The following is an 18,545-nucleotide window of genomic DNA, read 5'->3' on the forward strand; positions in this document are numbered from 1 at the left end:
GTTATTTCACTCCACTCTGTTGCCTGTGAGATCGTAATAAAAACACGTCATTTATCTTCGCTGAACAGCCAGTTTAACGGCAAGTCCTGCGAGTACACCGGACATGATCCAGCGCTGTGCCTTAAGCCATGTCGGGCGCTTACCAAACCAACTGGCAATCTGGCTTGCAGTAAGAACAATAAGGAGGTTCACTGTAAAACTGATTAAAATTTGCGTTAAGCCGAGAATCGCGCTTTGTGCAAGTAACGAGCCTTTTTCAGGATTCTGAAACTGAGGTAAAAGCGAAATATACAATACCGCGATTTTTGGATTAAGCAAATTGGTTATGAAGCCCATCAGAAACAGTCTTTTGGGCTTCTCTATTGGGAGAGCAACCGGTTCCAGTATGGACGCAGAGCCAGGCTTAATCATCTTCCATGCGAGCCAAAACAAATATGCCGCTCCCGCCCACTTCATTGCCGTATAGATTACCGGAACGGTATTGAATATGGCGATCAGTCCCATCATAGATGCAATGAGATAAACGCCAAATCCGAGGACAACTCCCAGCAAAGATATAATGCCAGCCTTACGCCCTTGCGCAATGGAACGAGAGATCAGGTAAATCATATTGGGGCCGGGAGAACAGACCATCCCCAGTGATACAATTCCAAAAGCAATTAATGTACCTAGACTAATCATTGTCGTGTCCCTCCTCACAGTAGTCATAAACGTTTAAGGTAGACTATCATAATAAAATATGGATGTATACCGTTTAGTATTACACAACTGGAGAAATTAGAAGAGAGATAGACTAAATAAAGGAAAAAGCGCAATTTATGTCGAATCCCTTCGTATGATGCGAATAAAAAATAAAAGTGCCCTTAAGTATATAGTCATAATTATATTATTTCTCGGTGTTCTTCAGGGTTTACGATGGGCTTGGCTCGAAGTTTTCCCTATAGCGAAGCATCCTCCAATAGTCAATGGTGTACTCGACATGCGCGGTCGGGATCTGAATCATTCTTCTTTGATCTCCTTGGATGGTCAATGGCAATTTTCCCCCGCCAAATTAGTTTCTCATCAGGATGTACAATGGACTGAAGACCAATTCCGTACTATTCAGGTTCCAGGAGATTGGAGCAGCGCGCTGTCTAATGAATCGAACTCCTCGTATGGGTACGGAACGTATCATCTACGCATTCTAGTCGATCCGCTGAAGGAGCCTGTCTCTTTTTGGTTTCGAGGAATACAAGCCTCATCCGAAGTGGAAATCAATGGGCACGTTGAGGGCTCTTTCGGAAAACCTGCCAAGAATGCTGAGGAGTACACGCCCAAAAATTTCTCTTATACAGGGTCCTACTCTGTGGAAGGTGCTACAGAGATCGAACTGCTCATTCGAGTAGCCAACTTCGACGACCCTTACAACGGCGGTATCCTGCAATCCATTCGCTTTGGAAATCAAGCAGCAATGGACTACTTGCGTTGGTATTCCATCGGGTTTCAGCTGGTTACGCTTGTTGTTTTACTGCTTCACGGTTCGTATGCATCTATCCTCTACTGGTTTAATCCCCATGAACGGATTTTGCTCCTTGTCTGTGCGGTAACATTGACTGCAGGAGTTTCGATCGGGACCGGTCATGATAACCTGATCTTGCTGTGGTTGCCGGTCAACTATACATGGGGGCTGAAAATTAGACTGCTCGCCCTGCTTTGGCATTCCTTTTTTATTTTTCTTCTTTACAGAAAATTCTCTTCGGCTCCTCCGAAGAGCCTATGGTTGCGAGTATTCACCGGAGCGCTCATTTCTTATTCCGGATTTTTGCTTGCTGCATCGGCTCCATGGGTGAATGGATCGTTTGGACTAGGCATATTTTCTTTTTTCTATTTATTACCCCTTGTATGGTTTGTTTATATCATAGGAACCATGGTCTTCAGGAAGCACGCCGACAACGACGGCGTCTTCCTGATACTGTCTGCGGCAGGCATTATGTCTAGTATTGTCTGGAGTTTATGGAGCTCTTACACTATCGTTTACTATCCAATAGATATCCTTGCAGCCATTATTGGTTTTTCTGCCTACTGGTTTAGGAAGTATTTCCATAATGCCAGAGAAAACGCGCTTCTATACGAGCAGCTAAAAAAAGCCGACAAGCTAAAAGACCAATTTCTCGCCAATACGTCGCACGAACTGAGAACACCGCTGCATGGTATTATGAATATCGCTCAGACCGTTGTAACCAAAGAGCAAGAGAAGCTGAATGAGAGCAGCCTTAAAGATATGGAACTGCTTATAACGATAAGCCGCCGCATGTCGCATATGCTTGGCGATCTTCTCGATGTCGCTCGTCTCCAGGAGCATCGTATCGTGCTGCAGCTAGAGCCCTTACAGGTTCAATCGATCGTACCTGCTGTAATCGCCATGCTTAAATTTATGATTGAGGGCAAGCCTATCCAATTGAATATGAATATTGTGGAATCGATGCCGCCAGTAATGGCTGATGAGAAAAGACTCGTTCAGGTTTTGTATAACTTAGTGCATAACGCGCTTAAATACACAGAAGAAGGAACCATCACCGTTTCAGCCGAAATTCGGGACGGACATGCCATCATCCATGTTTCCGACACTGGAGTGGGCATGAATGAGGAAACACAGGAGCGAGTATTTCTCCCTTATGAACAAGGATCTTATGGCATTAGTGATGGGCGAGGAATCGGACTTGGGTTAAGCATTAGCAAGCAGTTGGTTGAATTACATGGCGGTGCATTGACCGTTAGCTCCGAACTTGGTAAAGGCTCCGTATTCAGCTTTGATCTGCCATTAGCGAGCGCGTCGAACCTCCCATCGTCACATGACCCTCTTCATTCCCTAACAGTAAAAGAGAGAGTTTATGAGGGAACGGCTGGATTACTGTTTCCAGACGCTGCAATCGGTGAATTAGCGACTCCTGTACTGATTTCGCCGCTTTTGAATGATACGAAGATGAAAATTCTTGCAGTTGATGACGACCCCGTTAACCTAAATGTGCTTGTTGGCATCCTTTCGACGGAGCCATATACCATTACAACAGCAAATTCAGCCCATGAGGTACTGGATTTGTTAGGTACACAACAATGGGATCTGCTAATTGCTGATGTCATGATGCCACACATGTCCGGCTACGAATTGACGCAGAGAGTCAGGGAGCATTACTCCGTGTCAGAGCTTCCGGTTTTACTGCTTACTGCACGTAGTCAGCCTGCTGATATCTACACGGGATTCTCTTCGGGAGCCAACGATTACGTTACCAAGCCTGTTGACGCTCTGGAATTAAAATACCGAATCAGGGCATTAACCGCGCTGAAGCAGTCCATTAATGAACGTTTACGTATGGAGGCCGCCTATCTGCAGGCACAAATTCACCCTCATTTTCTGTTCAACACGCTTAACTCCATAATGTCGCTAAGCGATATCGATACGGAAAAAATGCGTCAGTTGGGAGATGCCTTTGCCTCCTTTTTACGGATCAGCTTTAACTTTCTCAATACGGGGGAGCTGGTCAAGCTTTCCCATGAGTTAGAGCTTGTTAAGTCCTATTTATATATTGAGCAAGAGAGGTTTGGAGAGAGACTCTCTATCATATGGGATGTTGAACCCAACATCAGCCTGCTCCTCCCTCCGCTTTCTATTCAGCCGCTGATCGAAAATGCTCTTAAGCATGGCCTCCTTAGTCAAAGCAAAGGCGGTACGCTTCACATTCGGATTACTCGCCAGGACAGCTCTACACTTATTGAAGTGAAAGATAACGGCAAGGGTATGGAGCAAGAGAAGGTTATTCAATTATTGAGCCCAACCATGAAAGGAACCGGCGGAATTGGACTCAATAATACAAATCGACGATTAATACAATTGTACGGTCAAGGCTTGTTTATTATCAGCCAGCCCAATGAAGGAACAACCGTTTCATTTATTATTCCGGACAGCCGAGATAAGTAGGTTGTTGACCCAAGTTAAGACAAAATTACTGCCCATCGTATTAATAGGTCAGCCAGCGTTTGACTGGTTGACCTGTTTTGTTTACTTGAGTTTTTTACACTTGTAGCCACCACATTCCCGCACACTCCGGCAAATGAGTCCAATTATGTTCAACCACCCGCTCGGCCATAGCTTCCCCAAAGAAAAACCTCGTTAGCTGTTCCGCTTGTTCAATAGTTTCAAATGTGTAATCTGTGCGGATCCATTTGTGGTTAAATCCATAATCCTGCACTAGAGCTGCGTAGTAATCTTTCAAAAACTCCGGCGGATTGGGTTGTTCTTCCCCCGTACCCATCGTCTCAAAAATGAGAATAGTGCCATTAGGGCGAAGCACGCGCTTCATCTCCTCCATGATATGCCTCAAATTGTCCAGCGCATCGGGAACATCGGCATTAGTGAGATAACAAATGGTCCAGCCTGCAATAATTAAATCCACACAATGATCGTCTAGCGGAAGCGACCTATGGTCCGCAGTGATGGTTCTCCAATGATTCCAACCCGCCTGCTTCAAACGATTAGCGGCTACGTTCAACATAGCTTCAGAATTATCCAAGGCAACTATCGATATGGCTTTGGATGCCAGTTCAAGCGTAAACCTCCCTGATCCTGCCCCTAGATCTAGAATGTCGAGGCCTTCCAAGTTGATCAGCTCTTCCACTTTTGGAAGGAGTGGTTGTTGTTTAGAAATCATTGAGTGATACTTGTCAGCTTCTTGCTTATAAATCGTATTATGGTTTGGCATATCGTTTCCTCCGTTAAGTTGATTGAACCGGTTCGCATTCATCATAAAGCTTAACGTAACGGTAAGGTCAATAAATAATATTATTCTTTTGTACATCCCTTTTCCCCCGCTCCCAGCTCGGCTGACGATTACAAGCCTATGTACCGGGCCATACTGGAGATATATTCTTAGTCTAAGGAGCGGTAAGTAGATGAACGAGATTGGATTGTATATCAAAACAATGAGACAGCAGCGGGGCGTGGACATTATGGATTTTGCCAGAGAGCTAGGAGTCTCTCCTGATTATTTAAGCAACCTTGAGTCAGGTAAAACGAGGACGCTTCAGTTGGAAATCATCAACAAGCTGCAAAATGAATTTCAAATGATAGAGGACAATGAGGTTGAACCCTATATCGAAAATAACGTAGGTACTCGGATTGAGCATCTTGCCGTATCTTTACGTGCATTATATGACTCAGACCCTAAGGCCGCTGAATATTTGATAGGTATCGTAGAACAAGGATTCGAGTGGATGATTAGTTCGGGCATGCTCCAGCAAGATGCGTATTTGAAACCAAATAGGTCCCGTATTGACGAAACTTCCTTCTAAGCTATACGAGAAAAAGGACCCAAGCGGGTCCTGTCTGTTGAGAAACTAAGTTATTTAACCTGCACTGGTCCGGTTTTTGCCCAACAGAACCCTGCCCCCAAGCCATTTACGAACGATTCCATATACAATAGCTACCGAAACGACACCTGAAGCATAGAAAATAGCTAAATTCTCTACGTACATCCGTGTATACTGACCCCCCTTTCCATAATAATGCTCACCCAGCATGCTCTCTAAAAGAGTTCCTCCCAAAAGGAAGGCGCATACGATAACGCCAGCCATCAAATACGGACGGAAACGACCATTTAATAGAGGTTTGCCGTTGTTTTCGTTTCTCGATTTCCTCGCCATCCGTGCCATTCCCCATACACTTCCTGCTGTAACAAGTACAGGAACGATAAACGACTGGACTCCAAAGTATAGGAGGCGTAACTGTTCAAAATATTCTTCCGTGTTTCCCATCGGAAACTCCGCTAGCGAGAACATTGCTCTAATATGATACAGCTTGATTGGGAACGAAAGTTGCTCGATCCACAGGCTAGTCTCCCGACTGAAAAACCATACATCTCTCAGGTCCGTAATGCCAAGAGCAAAATAATGCATGGAAAGGAAATCCTTGATACATCCGTAGATTCCGTAAGGAATGATCGGGATCATAAGGCCGAGGACAACCTGCGAGAAAACACTCCCTCCAATAAGTCCAATCCATAAGGAAAAGCTGAATACAGCACAAAGAATAAAGAGCTGGTGCAAATAGTACATCCATATAAGACTATCCGGCAAAAAGCTGTTGCTCAAAATGGTCGAATGGACCACCGCCAGCTGTATAACCAGTCCAGCGGTTGTGGCTCCGAAGATGTGAACCAACCCCAGCAACCATTTGGACAAATAAATGTGCTCTCTCTTCACGGGCATCGCGTAGGCAAGCTCCAGAGTCTGATTCGTTCGGCCAAAGCCGACAAAAAAGCCGCTAGCACGATGCAAAGAAGAAGCTGCAGCGCGGAAACTGTTTGCAAATCAATAGTGAAATTGTATTGAAATGGATAGTCTTTCTTTGTAAGTTCCATATAAGATCGAACTCGCTCTGATACACTGACCGCATGATTATAAAATTGAACCCCGCTCATAACAGCTACGAGCCAAAAACACCACAGTACGTATTTGGTTTGTTTATAATTTTGAAACCATAATCCTTTATGAAGCATGTCGATTCCCTCCCAGCTTGGTAATGAATAAATCCTCGATGGTGACCGGGAGCTCCTCAAGCAGCAGCGGTTGGCTATTCTCCAATACCTTCATCGTTCGTGCCATATCGTTCTTTAAAAGCAGCGTCGCTACTCGCCCGACCTGCGTCAATACTTCAACATTGGGCAAGGTATGAAGCGGATTATACGAAGCGTCAGCAAAAGCGATTTGTACTTTTTTGAACGACTCCTGCAGCTCCTCGATACGGATGATGGATTCGATCTCCGTATCGTTCATCATCATAATAACGTCGGCTACCTTCTCCAGCTCCTGCAAATGATGGGAGGATATCAATAGAGCTGTCTCCCGTTCAGACACTTCCTCTATAAGCAGCTGCATAATCTGCTTCTTAACGATAACATCCAAGCCGTTCGTCGGCTCGTCCAGCAAAACCAGCTTCGCCCGTGTGGATAAGGCAACGATCATGAACAGTAAAGCTTTCATCCCTTTGGAAAAACTGCGTATCGTTCCGTTAGACGGTAACTGGAACCGATCCAACCATCCGTAAAAAGCCTGCTCGTCGAACGAATCGTACATATGGCGGTGCAAGCGGACCAGTTCCTTGATATTGTAGCTGTTGAACATGCTCATGGAATCAGGAACATAGTACATCGATTGCTTCACTCGCGGATGGGCCGTCAGATTCACTCCCTCCAGCAGCACTTCTCCATCGTCCGGGTCCAAAATACCGGCAAGCAGTCTTAACAAAGTCGATTTCCCTACGCCGTTTCGACCAACCAACCCCGTAATCGTTCCTTTATGGATTTCAAAATGAATTCCACTAATAATCGGTTTGCCATCGATTTGCTTACTTAGATTGCGAACGGTTAACATCGTCTTCGCCTCCCCATTCATTCAAATAGCCATCGATCCATTCAACCAGCGTGTCACGGCTGACACCGATATAGGATGATTCCATGACAAGCAGCTTTAAGGACTCCCTGATTTCCTTGATCTTCTGTTCATTCCCTTGGACGGAGGACAAAGCTTCCGTCACGTATGTTCCTTTTCCCCTTCGGGTTTCAATAATGTGCTGTCGTTCCAGCTCTTGATACGCCTTGCTAACCGTATTAGGGTTAATCAGCAGGAAAGAAGCAAGCTCACGAACAGACATCAGCTTATCGTTAGGTCTGAGCACCTTTTTCAGGATGAGTTCCTTAATTTGCTGAACGATCTGTTCCCATATAGGGGTCGTGCTGCGCTCATCGATATGTATTGGCAATGGTTATGCACCCCTTTTTTGAATCACAACAAAATCATGTGTATTAATACATCTAGTACACTAAATACAATAGGATACATTTTCCTGTTTGTCAATACGTTTTCTTGGTGCCGTTCTGTTGATGCTAAGATAGGAGCGAACGGATATGCTACAATGAATATATCTTTAAAATAAGTACATAGTTCAAGGAGGGACTGCCTCATGTCTGATTACGTTTTATCTGAGCGCAGTTTACAATGGGCTGCCGCTTCCATAAACCCCCACGCAGCCGTTCAATCCGTTCGCCGTCTTCTTGGCGGCACTTCCTCCCTTGTTCTTCAATTGACGGTTGAAGTTGATAGAACGAAACAGGAGGTTGTGCTGCGCCAATTCGATAATACTGAATGGCTGCTCGAAGAGCCCGATGCAGCCCATCATGAAGCAGAATGTCTCAAGTGGGTTGAAAGAGCAGGACTTCCAGCTCCGCGGCTCATTGCTTACGATGTAAACGGCAGCGAGTGCGGAATCCCCGCTGTTCTGATGACACGGCTTGAAGGCGCCGTACAGCTGGAGCCGCCTGAGCTTGACGCTTGGGTGAATGAGCTGGCCAAGACATTGGCAGCCATTCATTCCGTGGATGCGGAGGGCTTCCCCTGGCACTACTCGCCCTACATGAATACGACATCCCCGGAAAAACCCACTTGGTCAAGTGTCCCCGATCTCTGGGACGCTGCCATCCGTATCATCCAAGGGCCTGCTCCTGAAGCGAAGCCCTGCTTCATCCATAGGGACTATCATCCCGGCAATGTGCTATGGGCTGGCGAGCATATCAGCGGAATTGTCGATTGGGCGAACGGCTGCCGCGGACCGGCAGGTGTAGATCTCGGGCACTGCCGGCGCGACTTGGCGCTATTACACGGTATCCCGGCTGCTGATGCCTTCTTGTCCGCCTACATCCTTCACGCTGGGGAAAGGTTTCATTACGATCCTTATTGGGATCTGCTTGCGCTGATGGATACCTTATTCGGTCCTCCTGACGTAGACCCGGGCTGGATTGCATTCGGTGTAACTGGGCTAACGGACGAAATGATGAGAGAAAGAACGGACCAATATATGATAAGCCTGCTGAAGCGAGCTTCCTTGCGATGAGAAATGAACTTCAATGTGATAGAGGAAAGGTTAAAGAAAGGAGAATATATGAAGCCCTTGAAGCTTAGTGTATTGGACTTGGTTCCTGTACTGGATGAAGCAGACGCAGCCTACGCTCTAAGTCAAGCTGTCGAGCTGGCTCAGACCGCTGAACGGCTAGGTTACACCCGCTATTGGGTTGCAGAGCATCATGATATGCCTCATCTAGCTTGCACTTCTCCTGAAGTGCTGCTGGCCCATGTTGGAGCACGGACTCAGCGTATCCGTATTGGCTCAGGCGCCTTGCTGCTGCCGCACTACAAGCCGCTCAAAGTGGCGGAATCGTTCCACCTGCTTGCAAGCTTATATCCGGGACGCGTAGATCTCGGCATTGGCCGAGCGCCCGGTGGTTCAGCACACGTAAGCATAGCCCTTAGCGGCAACTTTCTTGAGAATGTCCGGCAGCTCCCGGATAAGCTGAAAGAGCTCTTAGAACTGCTGGAGGGAAGCTTCCAGTTGGACGGGCAGAAGGTTACTGCGCGTCCTACTCCCCCTCGCCGCCAGAGCTATGGATGTTGGGCACGAACCGTAAAAGTGCTGCTTATGCCGCTGAGATAGGAGCCGGTTACGTGTTCGGACAGTTCATGAGTGATGTGGATGGGAAAGAAGTACTGGATGCTTACCGCGAAGCATATACTCCTTCCCGGCTCAGCACGGCTCTTCGTACCATCGCAGCTGTCGGGGTTGTATGTGCCGATACCGAGGAGGAAGCCCAGCAGCTCGCAGCTCCGGGCACAGCTGCCTTCCGTCAAGAAGGCACTGAGGATGAGGAAGCTCCACCGCTATCCTCCAGCCGCAAATGGCTGGTTGGCACACCGCAGGATGTCAAGGAGCGTCTGGAGCAGCTAGCCTGCCTCTACGGTGTAGACGAATTTATCGTCGTCACTATGATCAAAAATTACGAGAAACGGCTTCATTCCTATACTTTGCTCGCCAAGGCGATGTTCTCGCAAGCTTAATTCTATTTAAAAAATCGTATGCCAATGCACTCCTAATCACGGACAAACTTCTCTATTCGTGCATATGCTATTAACAGCAGAACACGAACGGAGGGGGAGTACTTTGCGCATAACGGACCCATTGCTTAGTCTTACCCGCACTACATTTTTATGTATGTTTATTACTGGTTTAGGATGGTTCATCGTGAATCCCGCAAGCGTTTTTATGTGCGTACAGGAGATTAGAACCGTGCTTCGCTTTTTATAAATGAGATCTTCAAGCATTCTTTACGACAGTAGGCAGCCCGCTGCTCTTAGGCAGGATATAGGGCTGTCTTTTTGCTTTATTCTTTTTACCGCTCGCCAGCTCTCTGAACATCCCGAATCTTCTTCCAGGAAATCAGCCGCAACCTCTCTTGCTCGATTCTCCTTTTAATATCAGGATCTTGGAATAGCCTGTACTCCATCTCCCTTGTCTCCTGCTGCTGCGTTAATGGTTTGCTCCCGCTTTGATAAAGGGAAGGATGAAGCGTAATTTGTGTAATACCAGGGCGTAGCCGCCTGAGCGATTGGATCAGCTCTTCTTTTGCGCTCTCATAGGTCTCTCCCTCTCTTCGCAGATACGGCAGCGTGTACAAATCATCAATAAGCTCTACGCCGCGGCTTAGCGCCGAGGTAATTCTTTGCTGTAAGAGCGCTTGTTGCCTGCTATCAAAAAAAGGCTGCCTTGCAGCATTCCGAGGGAGTAGAAACGGGAGGCGATACTTCAAGCAAAGGTCGAACACCATTTCCAGAAAATCACGTCCTGTCAGCAGTCCCATAACGCTTCCGGCATGGCTATCCAAATGAGTCGGTTCCACTCCCAGATGAAGGGCGAGCTCGATTTGGGCTTCCAGCTCAAATCGAAGTTGTTCCGTATCTGCCCTATGCTCCACCTCCTCCACCCTTGTCGGAAAGCATCCGTCTAGAGTCACCAAGCTAGGCAAGGGCTCCGCTTGATAACATGGCTTGAGCGCACACTCCTTGCTGCTCGTCAGCGTGAGGTGAATCCCGACAGGTGCAGATGCATTCCTTCTACAAAACGCGGCTGCTTCCTTAGCCGTTTCTCCCGGCATCATGAGTAGCCTTTCACACCCTCTCGATATTTTTTCTAATGAAACAGCAAAAAGGGACGCAAAACCACTTGAAAGTGATCTTACGTCCCCTGCTCTTACGGGATATTGTGTATGTTGTTCGTATTATACACCGGAAATAAAAAAAGTAAAGCCCCAGCGTCAAAAATCCTTACTTTTCCCGCTGCCTCCGAACGGTTACCGTCTCTCCGCCTATTCCCCAATTATCCGTATCCACCTCGTCAATAACGACAACCGTTGTGTTAGGATTTTTTCCCATCACATCTACGAGCAGCTGTGTAACTCCTCGAGTTAAGTGGGGAACCACAGATTACAGAAATGGTTGTAGGTACTCCAGTAGAGTATCCCCCTTCCAATCGCTGTTATTTTCGTGAAATTATTAACTTATTCGCTTTACAGCGGTTATTTCCCGATAACAAAGGCGGACGCTTTCGCTTTTCCAAGATTATAAGTTCTATACTGTAACCGCATTCAATACGGCATCCATCAGTCCCGGAAACCGCTTCTCCAAATCATCCTTGCGAAGATCAACGATATGCTGAGTTCCTTGTATTTGAACGCGAACCACTCCTGCTTCCCGAAGGGTTCTAATATGATGAGAAGCCGTCGACTTGGCGACGGGAAGTTCAAATGAGCTGCATGGCTGAGCGCCATGTTGGGCAACTTTGCTAACCAGACTCATTCGGACTGGATCGCTTAAAGCGTAGAGGACAGAGCACAGATGGATGTCGTCAACTGCGGGATGAAATAAAATCTTCAATGACCGCTCCCCCTTTTTTTCAAAAAATTTACACTTTCCTTCTTGAATTATACCACATCTCATGATATATTTCTATTGTTCGATAATAATCGAAATATTGAACTGTATGCCTTTTCGCTACCCTGCTTCAATCTTCATAAAAAGGGGTGGATATATCATTTATCATTATAAGGAGGGGCCCTATGAATACCGAGTCAACCATCCCTAATTCACAATCCGCTGCTGAAACGACAAGCAGCTTCAAGGAAAGCTGGATCATTCCGCTTCTCGGCTTTACCGTTATTCTCGTTGTGATGAACACAATGATGTTCAACCTGGCATTACCACAGATCACTATAGACTTCTCCTTGTCTTCTGTTGCAGCCTCATGGATTGTTACAGGCTACTCGATCGTATTCGCGATTTCATCCATTACGTACTCGCGGCTGTCTGATTTCGTACCAATTCGCAAGCTGTTCACGATCGGGCTTCTTTCTCTCGGGGGTGCATCCATCCTTGGCTTTTTCAGCCATGATTTCGTTCCCTTGCTAATCGCCCGTCTTATTCAAGCTTCAGGGGCCGCCTCCGTCCCCGCGCTGGGCATTGTAATGCTGACCCGCTACATTCCACTATCCAGACGCGGCAAATCGATGTCCATTGTGATGTCTGCAAGCTCGCTTGGTCTTGGGCTAGGTCCTGTTATCGGCGGTTCCATTACCCAGTATTTTGGGTGGAACGATTTATTTCTAGTTACTGCAGTCACGCTGCTGCTAGTTCCCGTATTCTACAAGCTGCTGCCAAAGGAACAGCCGCAAAGAGGTTCTTTTGATATACCAGGAGCCGTACTAATAGCTATAGGAACCACAGGTTCACTTCTATTTTTGACAAACCGTTCTTGGTGGATGCTAGCTGCGGGAGTGCTTGCCCTAGTCTTGTTCTGGATGCGTATCCGTCGTACGAACAATCCTTTTGTTCAGCCCTCCCTGTTCGGCAATAAATCATATATGAACCTTAACGCCATTGGAATTATGGCCTACATGAGCAGCTTCGTTACATTGTTCCTGGTTCCCCAAATCCTGGCCCATCTATATGCTTTGACTCCAGGACAGTCCGGTCTGGTATTGTTTCCGGGAGCGGTTCTGTCGATGCTCGCATCTACCTGGATCGGCAAGATGATCGATCGTTTCGGCAACAGCGTGCTGTTCCGTTATGCACCATGGCTGCTGATCTTAGCTGCTGCATTGTTCGCCTTGCTGGCGGTTCATTCGGTCTATGCCATCGTTGTGACTTACATGCTGCTCAGTATCAGCTTCTCGGCTCTGACCACAAGCGTATCCAATGAAATATCGCGGATCGTGCCCAAAGAACATATAGGTGCAGGCATGGGACTGTTCCAGCTTCTGCAGTTTTTCAGTGGAGCTTTTAGCGTAGCCCTCACAGGAACCTCCCTCACCATGCAAAAAAGCCTGCCTCTTCCGCTTGCTTACACCAATATATTCTGGGGAATGACCGTGATCGCGGCTATCGCTATCATCTGTTCGCTGTTGTACCGGGCAGAGAAGCACGGAACGTCGCTACAAAAGTGACAACTTTCACCGAAGATAGCTAGTATGAGATTACGCGCATGATCAAATAAGCTGTACTAGATCTGCTCTCGCTAAATAAAGCAGTAGTTATCATCTAAGAGATAGCTTACTGCTTTATTTTTATTATAATATCCATTTATGTTACTATAGAGAAGCCATCATGAAATTGAATAAAAACTGAACTAAAGAAAGAGAGAGTGAACATTTGAATATTAGAGAAGCCACTGAAAATGACTACCCCGAATTAAGAAAGTTGTATCTGGAATCGCGCCGCCAAACCTTTATATGGGACAATATTAATGAAATGACTTTGGAAGATTTTGATAAGCATACGCAGGACGAATTCATCATCGTAGCAGAAGAAGCTGATACCATCATGGGTTTTGTATCACTGTACTTACCGGATAATTTCATACATAACCTTTTTGTTCATCCTGATTGCTCCGGTAAAGGAGTCGGTAGCCAATTACTGCAAGCGGCTGACCAGAAAATGAATAAACCCATGCGATTAAAATGCGTATCTAAAAATCATAAGGCTTTGACATTTTATGAACGCAATGGATGGAAGAAGGCTGTTGAAGAGGGCCGACCAGGCGAAGAGAAGTACTGGGTTATGGTGTATGAATAAAAAACAAGGAACCGTTCACGGCTCCTTGTTTTGACATCTGCTATATATTAGCGGATTGCTCCTTATATTCTCGCCTCACTAGCCCATGCTTCTCCCACGCCCTACTCTTCCACCTGAAGTACATGATGATCGCACGAGACCACTCATCTGAAGCGATGGCCAGCCATATCCCCGCAAGCCCCATGTTCATCTTGAATACGAACAAATAGCCTAACGATAAACTCATTCCTACCATCGTAAACATACCGATCCATAACGGATACTTGGCATCTCCAGCGGCTCGAAGCGAGTTGATCAGCACAATATTGATCGTGCGCCCCGTCTCCAACAAGATGCTAAGCAGCAGCACGTTCGCGCCTAAACGTATGATCTCAGGATCTATGGTGAACAAGCCCATAAGAGGTTTACGGAGCACAATAACTACCGCTACCATTAGTAGTGTGGCTGCACTCGCCCACTTTGCACTGGATAACACTCTCTTGTAAGCTTCATCCTGCCGGTTAGCGCCTACCAATCGACCCACGATAATCGATGTTCCCATTCCGATGGCAATAGCGAACAAATAAATGAACATCGAGATGTTCGATGCGTACTGCCTTGCCGCCAACGCCTCTGCCCCCAAGAAGGTCGCATAAAACAGGAAGATCGTTTGGCAGCCGTGGTACATGACCTGCTCCATGGCCGATGGAATGCCGATTTTCAATATATTGCGAATATATTCTATCGAAAGAGAGAAATAGTACTTCCATTCAATCCGCACTTCCATAACACGATACAGCAGCCACAGAAAGACAAGTACGGCCAGTGCACGGCTTCCTATCGATGAAATAGCCGCACCTTGAACGCCCATCTGAGGGAAACCGAAGTGACCAAAAATCAGCGTGTAATTGCCTGCAATATGCACAATATTCATCCCGAGCGATACAAGCATTGCGTGCTTTGTAAATCCATGAACCCGAATGATCGCCGCCAATGAATTAATGATAGCCTGCAGGAAGATTCCGCCGCCCACGATGTGCAGGTAGTTTTGCGCGTGAACTAATATATCTCCGGTTAAGTTCAACGACTCCAGCATTTTACCGCTGAACAGTATAAACCCAAGACTGATCAGCAATCCGACTAACAAATTGAGTGTAACCGCATGAGCCGATATTTTGGCCGCTTCTATAAGCTTGCGAGAGCCGATATACTGCGCCACAACAATGGAAGCCCCGTTGCCGATAACCTCCAGAATGAGGATGGCAATACCTAAGTACTGGTTAGCCGCACCGACGCCCGAAACGGCATTATCCGAAATCGCACTCAGCATAAACGTATCCGCGATCCCCATCAGCATAAACAGAAAAACTTCCAAAAATATCGGCCATGTGAGAAAGAACAAATTGAACTGCTCCGTGCTGCCATGTGCCTGTTTCCCTTGAATGGAATCCATGATGTCTCACCTTCTCTTTTTCGTTCCGTTCCATTAAACTCAAGGTATCGTAGCACAGTTCCAATCCTATTGCACTATCTAAATTAGCATTTTACAAAACTTTCAAATTGGGTGCGCTTACTTTATACGGGTTGTTTTATTCCAATCCATCAAGATGCGAAATATCGTTTAAGAAATGAATTTTTCTGCTCTTGCTTGAGCTTATTTCCACAAGATGAATCGCCGTATCCCCGTTACTAAATCCGAATTCTTTAGTGACCGGCATTTTGAAAAAGGAACGCAATAAATTATTAATAACCCCTCCATGGGCTACGATGGCAATTCTGTCATATGGAGATGAGCTCAATATTTTAGAAAAGATAACTTCTATCCGCATGCGGAACTCAATATCCGATTCCCCGTTTTCTATCCGTTCGTGAGCCACTTGCGGTCTGGGATATTTCTTGGCCTCTTCATAAGATAGCCCGGCTAAAATTCCATTGTTGTACTCCATCAGGTCAGCCTCGTATTGAACCGGACATCCTACAGTGTTTGCTAACACCCCCGCCGTTTCGCTCGCTCTTCTTAACGTGCTGGCCCAGATGAATTCAGGAGGGAATTGCTGCTTTACCTTCTCCGCCATAAGCTTTACTTGCTTGCGGCCTAGCTCGGTTAGCGGGAAATCCGCTCTTCCCTCGTGCACCTTTAATATATCTGCTTCCGACTCCCCATGACGAATCATCAAAATTTGCATATTAGCCTCCTATAGACATATTGTATTTTTTACAAAACCATTTTGAATCCAAGTCACCAAAGCATCCCGCCCAGGCGCCCCCATAATGAAATTCAGATCGTCCTTCGGATGCGTCCGGTAATCTGTGATTTCTTTTAAAGGAATCCACGCAATACCAATTTGATGAACATCAGGCTGTGCTCCAACCTGGGCTTCCTGCTCCGTTGTCACGCTGCAAAGATACGTAAAGTCAATCTGGTGAACGTCCTGCTCATGGTCCGGAAAGCTTGAATCTCTTTTCCCAATGAATTCATTAATGAACAGCAACTGCTCAGCGTTGACATGAAGGTCCACTTCCTCCAGCACTTCCCGAATTAACGTTTGCTGGATCGCTTCTTCATGCTTCTGCCCACCGCCGGGCAGCACAAAAAATTCACCCTGTAATCCGGTCCTCCGTAATACGAGTAGCGATTGATTTTTAATGATGATAGCTCGTGCTGCGGTTCTAATTTGTTTAGCTGCCATCGGTCCACCTCTCTCTATTACTGATTTTGCCGGCCGGCTTAAATAACAATAATCGGTTTTACAGGAAAAATATAGACTTATATTTTCAAATCGGTTATACTACTATTATAGGAGCTCGAGATAGCACCCCTTGCTTAAAATCTGTCAAAAACTGGTTTTTATTGTTTAATAGTCTATTTAGATGAGATAAACCACCGGCAGCGGTGGTTTTTGTTGTTCTCAGGGACCTCTTCAGAACGGAAAAAAAGCTTGATTCAGAAAACTGAATCAAGCTTTTTATCTTATTCTTATTGGTTGTTGAAGATAGCGATTCCGTCTTTGTTGTTGTATCTTTCTGTAGCTTCTTTGACGATTTCGTTACCGCCTTTAGCTTTGTACTCTTCGATAACTTTCGGCCAATCGGAGATCGGCTCTTTGCCATAAATCATTTTGACCATGTGGTCGATGATCAATTTAGGGCCTGTATCACCAAGCGGTGTCAAATCCGGATATTTGGAGAATGCTTTCAGATCCGGGTTGAAGCCAATACCTGGCAAGCCTTCTTTAGACAATACTTTATCGAATGCTGTCAAGATGTCTTGACCGTCTTGGCTAACGCTTAATTGAAGCTTGTTATAAGTAGAGTCAGAAGCCAATCTCAATGTAGTACGGAAAGATTCTTCTTGAGTCTCCTCTTTGTTCGTCGGAACTTTATAGTTGATTTTTCCGTTCTCAACCGTATAGTTTTCTCCTTCAACACCTAAGCTGAAGAACTTGTCCGCTTCTTCCGTTGCCATCCATTCAACAAACTTCATGATACCGATAGCTTTTTCTTTGTCTACATTTTTGTTGATGTAGTACGCACTAACCATTGGGGAATACAAGAAGTACCCGCCTTTGCCTTCAGGTCCTTTAGGAGAAGGAATAACGTCTACTTTCGAATTAGGATCAACCGCTTTCAGATTCGTTCTGAAATCTTTCAAGCCCGTTCCAACGTTAGCTGACCAGATACCCGATTTACCGGCATTGATGTTTTTGCTGTAATCTGTGGAGGAGATAGTAGCAAAATCTTTTGGCATCAAGCCTTCATCGTACATCGTTTTATAGGTTTGCAGAGCTTTCTGCATATTTTCTACGTCAAAGAATTTCGGTACGATTTGATCGCCTTGCTTTTCGAATTGATCCTTGTACGGAAGCACGTCAAATGCGCCCAAAATCACGTCGGCATATTTGAAGTTTTCACGCATTTGGTAAGGATTCTCTACGCCCAGCTTTTTAAATGCACGCAGTACATTCAAAAATTCATCGACATTAGTTGGTACCGGCAATCCTGTCTTTTCCAAAAGATCTGTACGAATGTACGTACCGCGACGGGACGGATTCGTCAAATAACTTGGAATTGCATAAATTTTGCCTTTGTACGATACCGAATCCCATGCTGCTTTAGGTACCTTTTTGTAAACGGTCGGTGCATATTCCTTCAAAAGATCGTCCAATGGCATAAATACGCCGGCTTCTACAGAACCCGCCATATCTTTACCTGTCGGCATATCCAAGCTTCCAAGCACGTCCGGAAGATCGTTGCCGGCAAACATCATGCTCATTTTTTCACGTTGAATCAGACGTACGTCCAACTCTGTGTTAGTCAGCTTGTTCAATCTTTGAATCCATTTGTCTTTGTTCAAGTCAGGGGAACGCTGAGCGTAACCGTCACCTGAAGTGATTGGATAAGCGATAGAAAATTTTAGTGGACCCTTATCCCCTGTTTTTCCAGCTGGAGCGTTTGCTTCCTCGCCTTTGGTAGAACAACCAGCTATGGAACCGGCTGCAAGCGCTGTTACCATTACGATACTTACTGCTTTTTTCATAGTAATCCTTCTCTCCTATTGTGTGTCTCTATTTTTTGTTCATCCT

18 protein-coding genes and 1 pseudogene are annotated in these 18,545 nt (G+C 45.9%); 6 read left to right on the top strand and 13 right to left on the bottom strand.

What is annotated here, in order from left to right:
- Positions 1-51 precede the first annotated feature (51 nt).
- A complete protein-coding gene (locus tag QMA13_RS29885; protein ID WP_282937290.1) occupies positions 52-681 on the bottom strand; it encodes a LysE family translocator in 630 nt (209 codons plus the stop codon).
- A 298-nt stretch (positions 682-979) separates the two neighbouring features.
- Between QMA13_RS29885 and QMA13_RS29890 the strand changes: the two genes are divergently transcribed.
- Positions 980-3,955: an ATP-binding protein gene (locus QMA13_RS29890; protein WP_282937291.1), complete on the top strand. Its 2,976-nt coding sequence runs from the start codon at positions 980-982 to the stop codon at positions 3,953-3,955.
- Positions 3,956-4,049: 94 nt separating this feature from the next.
- On the opposite strand, the gene QMA13_RS29895 is transcribed toward QMA13_RS29890, so the two are convergent.
- A complete protein-coding gene (locus QMA13_RS29895; protein ID WP_349254180.1) occupies positions 4,050-4,832 on the bottom strand; it encodes a class I SAM-dependent methyltransferase in 783 nt (260 codons plus the stop codon).
- Positions 4,833-4,926: 94 nt separating this feature from the next.
- On the opposite strand from QMA13_RS29895, the gene QMA13_RS29900 reads away from it, so the two are divergent.
- Positions 4,927-5,325, top strand: coding sequence for a helix-turn-helix domain-containing protein (locus QMA13_RS29900; protein ID WP_282937292.1), 399 nt, complete (start codon positions 4,927-4,929; stop codon positions 5,323-5,325).
- Positions 5,326-5,379: 54 nt separating this feature from the next.
- Here QMA13_RS29900 and QMA13_RS29905 read toward each other — a convergent pair whose 3' ends face one another.
- From QMA13_RS29905 to QMA13_RS29920, 4 genes are read right to left on the bottom strand one after another with little or no spacing between them, the layout of a single operon-like run.
- Positions 5,380-6,240, bottom strand: coding sequence for a hypothetical protein (locus QMA13_RS29905; protein WP_282937293.1), 861 nt, complete (start codon positions 6,238-6,240; stop codon positions 5,380-5,382).
- Positions 6,231-6,530 (bottom strand): hypothetical protein, encoded by a 300-nt coding sequence (locus QMA13_RS29910; protein ID WP_282937294.1) that lies wholly within the window; start codon positions 6,528-6,530, stop codon positions 6,231-6,233. The genes QMA13_RS29905 and QMA13_RS29910 overlap by 10 nt, the downstream gene beginning before the upstream one ends.
- The gene (locus QMA13_RS29915; RefSeq protein ID WP_282937295.1) at positions 6,520-7,404 is read right to left on the bottom strand and encodes an ABC transporter ATP-binding protein; all 885 of its coding nucleotides are present in this window, start codon (positions 7,402-7,404) and stop codon (positions 6,520-6,522) included. The genes QMA13_RS29910 and QMA13_RS29915 overlap by 11 nt, the downstream gene beginning before the upstream one ends.
- On the bottom strand, positions 7,379-7,792 hold the full coding sequence (locus QMA13_RS29920) for a GntR family transcriptional regulator (RefSeq protein ID WP_282937296.1): 414 nt from the start codon (positions 7,790-7,792) through the stop codon (positions 7,379-7,381). Before QMA13_RS29920 ends, QMA13_RS29915 begins: the two co-directional genes overlap by 26 nt.
- 201 nt (positions 7,793-7,993) lie before the next feature.
- Between QMA13_RS29920 and QMA13_RS29925 the strand changes: the two genes are divergently transcribed.
- Positions 7,994-8,920: a phosphotransferase family protein gene (locus tag QMA13_RS29925; RefSeq protein WP_282937297.1), complete on the top strand. Its 927-nt coding sequence runs from the start codon at positions 7,994-7,996 to the stop codon at positions 8,918-8,920.
- Positions 8,921-8,968: 48 nt separating this feature from the next.
- Positions 8,969-9,918: pseudogene (locus tag QMA13_RS29930) on the top strand (MsnO8 family LLM class oxidoreductase).
- Between the two features lie 332 nt (positions 9,919-10,250).
- Here QMA13_RS29930 and QMA13_RS29935 read toward each other — a convergent pair.
- The 3 genes from QMA13_RS29935 to QMA13_RS29945 all read right to left on the bottom strand — a co-directional run bounded on the left by QMA13_RS29935 (position 10,251) and on the right by QMA13_RS29945 (position 11,790).
- Positions 10,251-11,015, bottom strand: a complete 765-nt coding sequence (locus tag QMA13_RS29935) for a ChbG/HpnK family deacetylase (protein ID WP_282937298.1) — start codon at positions 11,013-11,015, stop codon at positions 10,251-10,253.
- Positions 11,016-11,181: 166 nt separating this feature from the next.
- Positions 11,182-11,337: a tautomerase family protein gene (locus QMA13_RS29940; protein ID WP_282937299.1), complete on the bottom strand. Its 156-nt coding sequence runs from the start codon at positions 11,335-11,337 to the stop codon at positions 11,182-11,184.
- Positions 11,338-11,484: 147 nt separating this feature from the next.
- Positions 11,485-11,790: an ArsR/SmtB family transcription factor gene (locus QMA13_RS29945; RefSeq protein WP_282937300.1), complete on the bottom strand. Its 306-nt coding sequence runs from the start codon at positions 11,788-11,790 to the stop codon at positions 11,485-11,487.
- Between the two features lie 182 nt (positions 11,791-11,972).
- Between QMA13_RS29945 and QMA13_RS29950 the strand changes: the two genes are divergently transcribed.
- Together QMA13_RS29950 and QMA13_RS29955 are read left to right on the top strand one after the other, a co-directional pair.
- Positions 11,973-13,355 (top strand): MFS transporter, encoded by a 1,383-nt coding sequence (locus QMA13_RS29950; protein ID WP_282937301.1) that lies wholly within the window; start codon positions 11,973-11,975, stop codon positions 13,353-13,355.
- A 205-nt stretch (positions 13,356-13,560) separates the two neighbouring features.
- Complete coding sequence (locus QMA13_RS29955) at positions 13,561-13,983, top strand: GNAT family N-acetyltransferase (protein ID WP_282937302.1); 423 nt, start codon at positions 13,561-13,563, stop codon at positions 13,981-13,983.
- Positions 13,984-14,023: 40 nt separating this feature from the next.
- Here the strand turns inward: QMA13_RS29955 and QMA13_RS29960 are convergent, their stop codons facing one another.
- The 4 genes from QMA13_RS29960 to QMA13_RS29975 all read right to left on the bottom strand — a co-directional run bounded on the left by QMA13_RS29960 (position 14,024) and on the right by QMA13_RS29975 (position 18,499).
- The gene (locus QMA13_RS29960) at positions 14,024-15,415 is read right to left on the bottom strand and encodes an MATE family efflux transporter (protein WP_282937303.1); all 1,392 of its coding nucleotides are present in this window, start codon (positions 15,413-15,415) and stop codon (positions 14,024-14,026) included.
- A 136-nt stretch (positions 15,416-15,551) separates the two neighbouring features.
- Positions 15,552-16,148, bottom strand: coding sequence for a histidine phosphatase family protein (locus QMA13_RS29965; RefSeq protein WP_282937304.1), 597 nt, complete (start codon positions 16,146-16,148; stop codon positions 15,552-15,554).
- Positions 16,149-16,157: 9 nt separating this feature from the next.
- Positions 16,158-16,652: an NUDIX domain-containing protein gene (locus QMA13_RS29970; protein ID WP_282937305.1), complete on the bottom strand. Its 495-nt coding sequence runs from the start codon at positions 16,650-16,652 to the stop codon at positions 16,158-16,160.
- Between the two features lie 287 nt (positions 16,653-16,939).
- Entirely contained in the window at positions 16,940-18,499 is a 1,560-nt protein-coding gene (locus QMA13_RS29975; protein WP_282937306.1) for an extracellular solute-binding protein, read from the bottom strand.
- Positions 18,500-18,545: the final 46 nt, after the last annotated feature.

It is taken from the genome of Paenibacillus sp. RC67, assembly GCF_030020805.1.
In the GTDB taxonomy this organism is placed as follows: Bacteria; Bacillota; Bacilli; order Paenibacillales; family NBRC-103111; genus Paenibacillus_S.

Excerpts from the sequence above, each read along its gene's own strand:
- QMA13_RS29970 (WP_282937305.1), bottom strand. The coding sequence starts at position 16,652 with ATGGCAGCTAAACAAATTAGAACCGCAGCACGAGCTATCATCATTAAA.
- QMA13_RS29925 (WP_282937297.1), top strand. The coding sequence starts at position 7,994 with ATGTCTGATTACGTTTTATCTGAGCGCAGTTTACAATGGGCTGCCGCT.
- QMA13_RS29900 (WP_282937292.1), top strand. The coding sequence starts at position 4,927 with ATGAACGAGATTGGATTGTATATCAAAACAATGAGACAGCAGCGGGGC.
- QMA13_RS29935 (WP_282937298.1), bottom strand. The coding sequence starts at position 11,015 with ATGATGCCGGGAGAAACGGCTAAGGAAGCAGCCGCGTTTTGTAGAAGG.
- QMA13_RS29885 (WP_282937290.1), bottom strand. The coding sequence starts at position 681 with ATGATTAGTCTAGGTACATTAATTGCTTTTGGAATTGTATCACTGGGG.
- QMA13_RS29895 (WP_349254180.1), bottom strand. The coding sequence starts at position 4,832 with ATGTACAAAAGAATAATATTATTTATTGACCTTACCGTTACGTTAAGC.
- QMA13_RS29890 (WP_282937291.1), top strand. The coding sequence starts at position 980 with ATGCGCGGTCGGGATCTGAATCATTCTTCTTTGATCTCCTTGGATGGT.
- QMA13_RS29905 (WP_282937293.1), bottom strand. The coding sequence starts at position 6,240 with ATGCCCGTGAAGAGAGAGCACATTTATTTGTCCAAATGGTTGCTGGGG.
- QMA13_RS29965 (WP_282937304.1), bottom strand. The coding sequence starts at position 16,148 with ATGCAAATTTTGATGATTCGTCATGGGGAGTCGGAAGCAGATATATTA.
- QMA13_RS29915 (WP_282937295.1), bottom strand. The coding sequence starts at position 7,404 with ATGTTAACCGTTCGCAATCTAAGTAAGCAAATCGATGGCAAACCGATT.
- QMA13_RS29960 (WP_282937303.1), bottom strand. The coding sequence starts at position 15,415 with ATGGATTCCATTCAAGGGAAACAGGCACATGGCAGCACGGAGCAGTTC.
- QMA13_RS29910 (WP_282937294.1), bottom strand. The coding sequence starts at position 6,530 with ATGCTTCATAAAGGATTATGGTTTCAAAATTATAAACAAACCAAATAC.
- QMA13_RS29975 (WP_282937306.1), bottom strand. The coding sequence starts at position 18,499 with ATGAAAAAAGCAGTAAGTATCGTAATGGTAACAGCGCTTGCAGCCGGT.
- QMA13_RS29950 (WP_282937301.1), top strand. The coding sequence starts at position 11,973 with ATGAATACCGAGTCAACCATCCCTAATTCACAATCCGCTGCTGAAACG.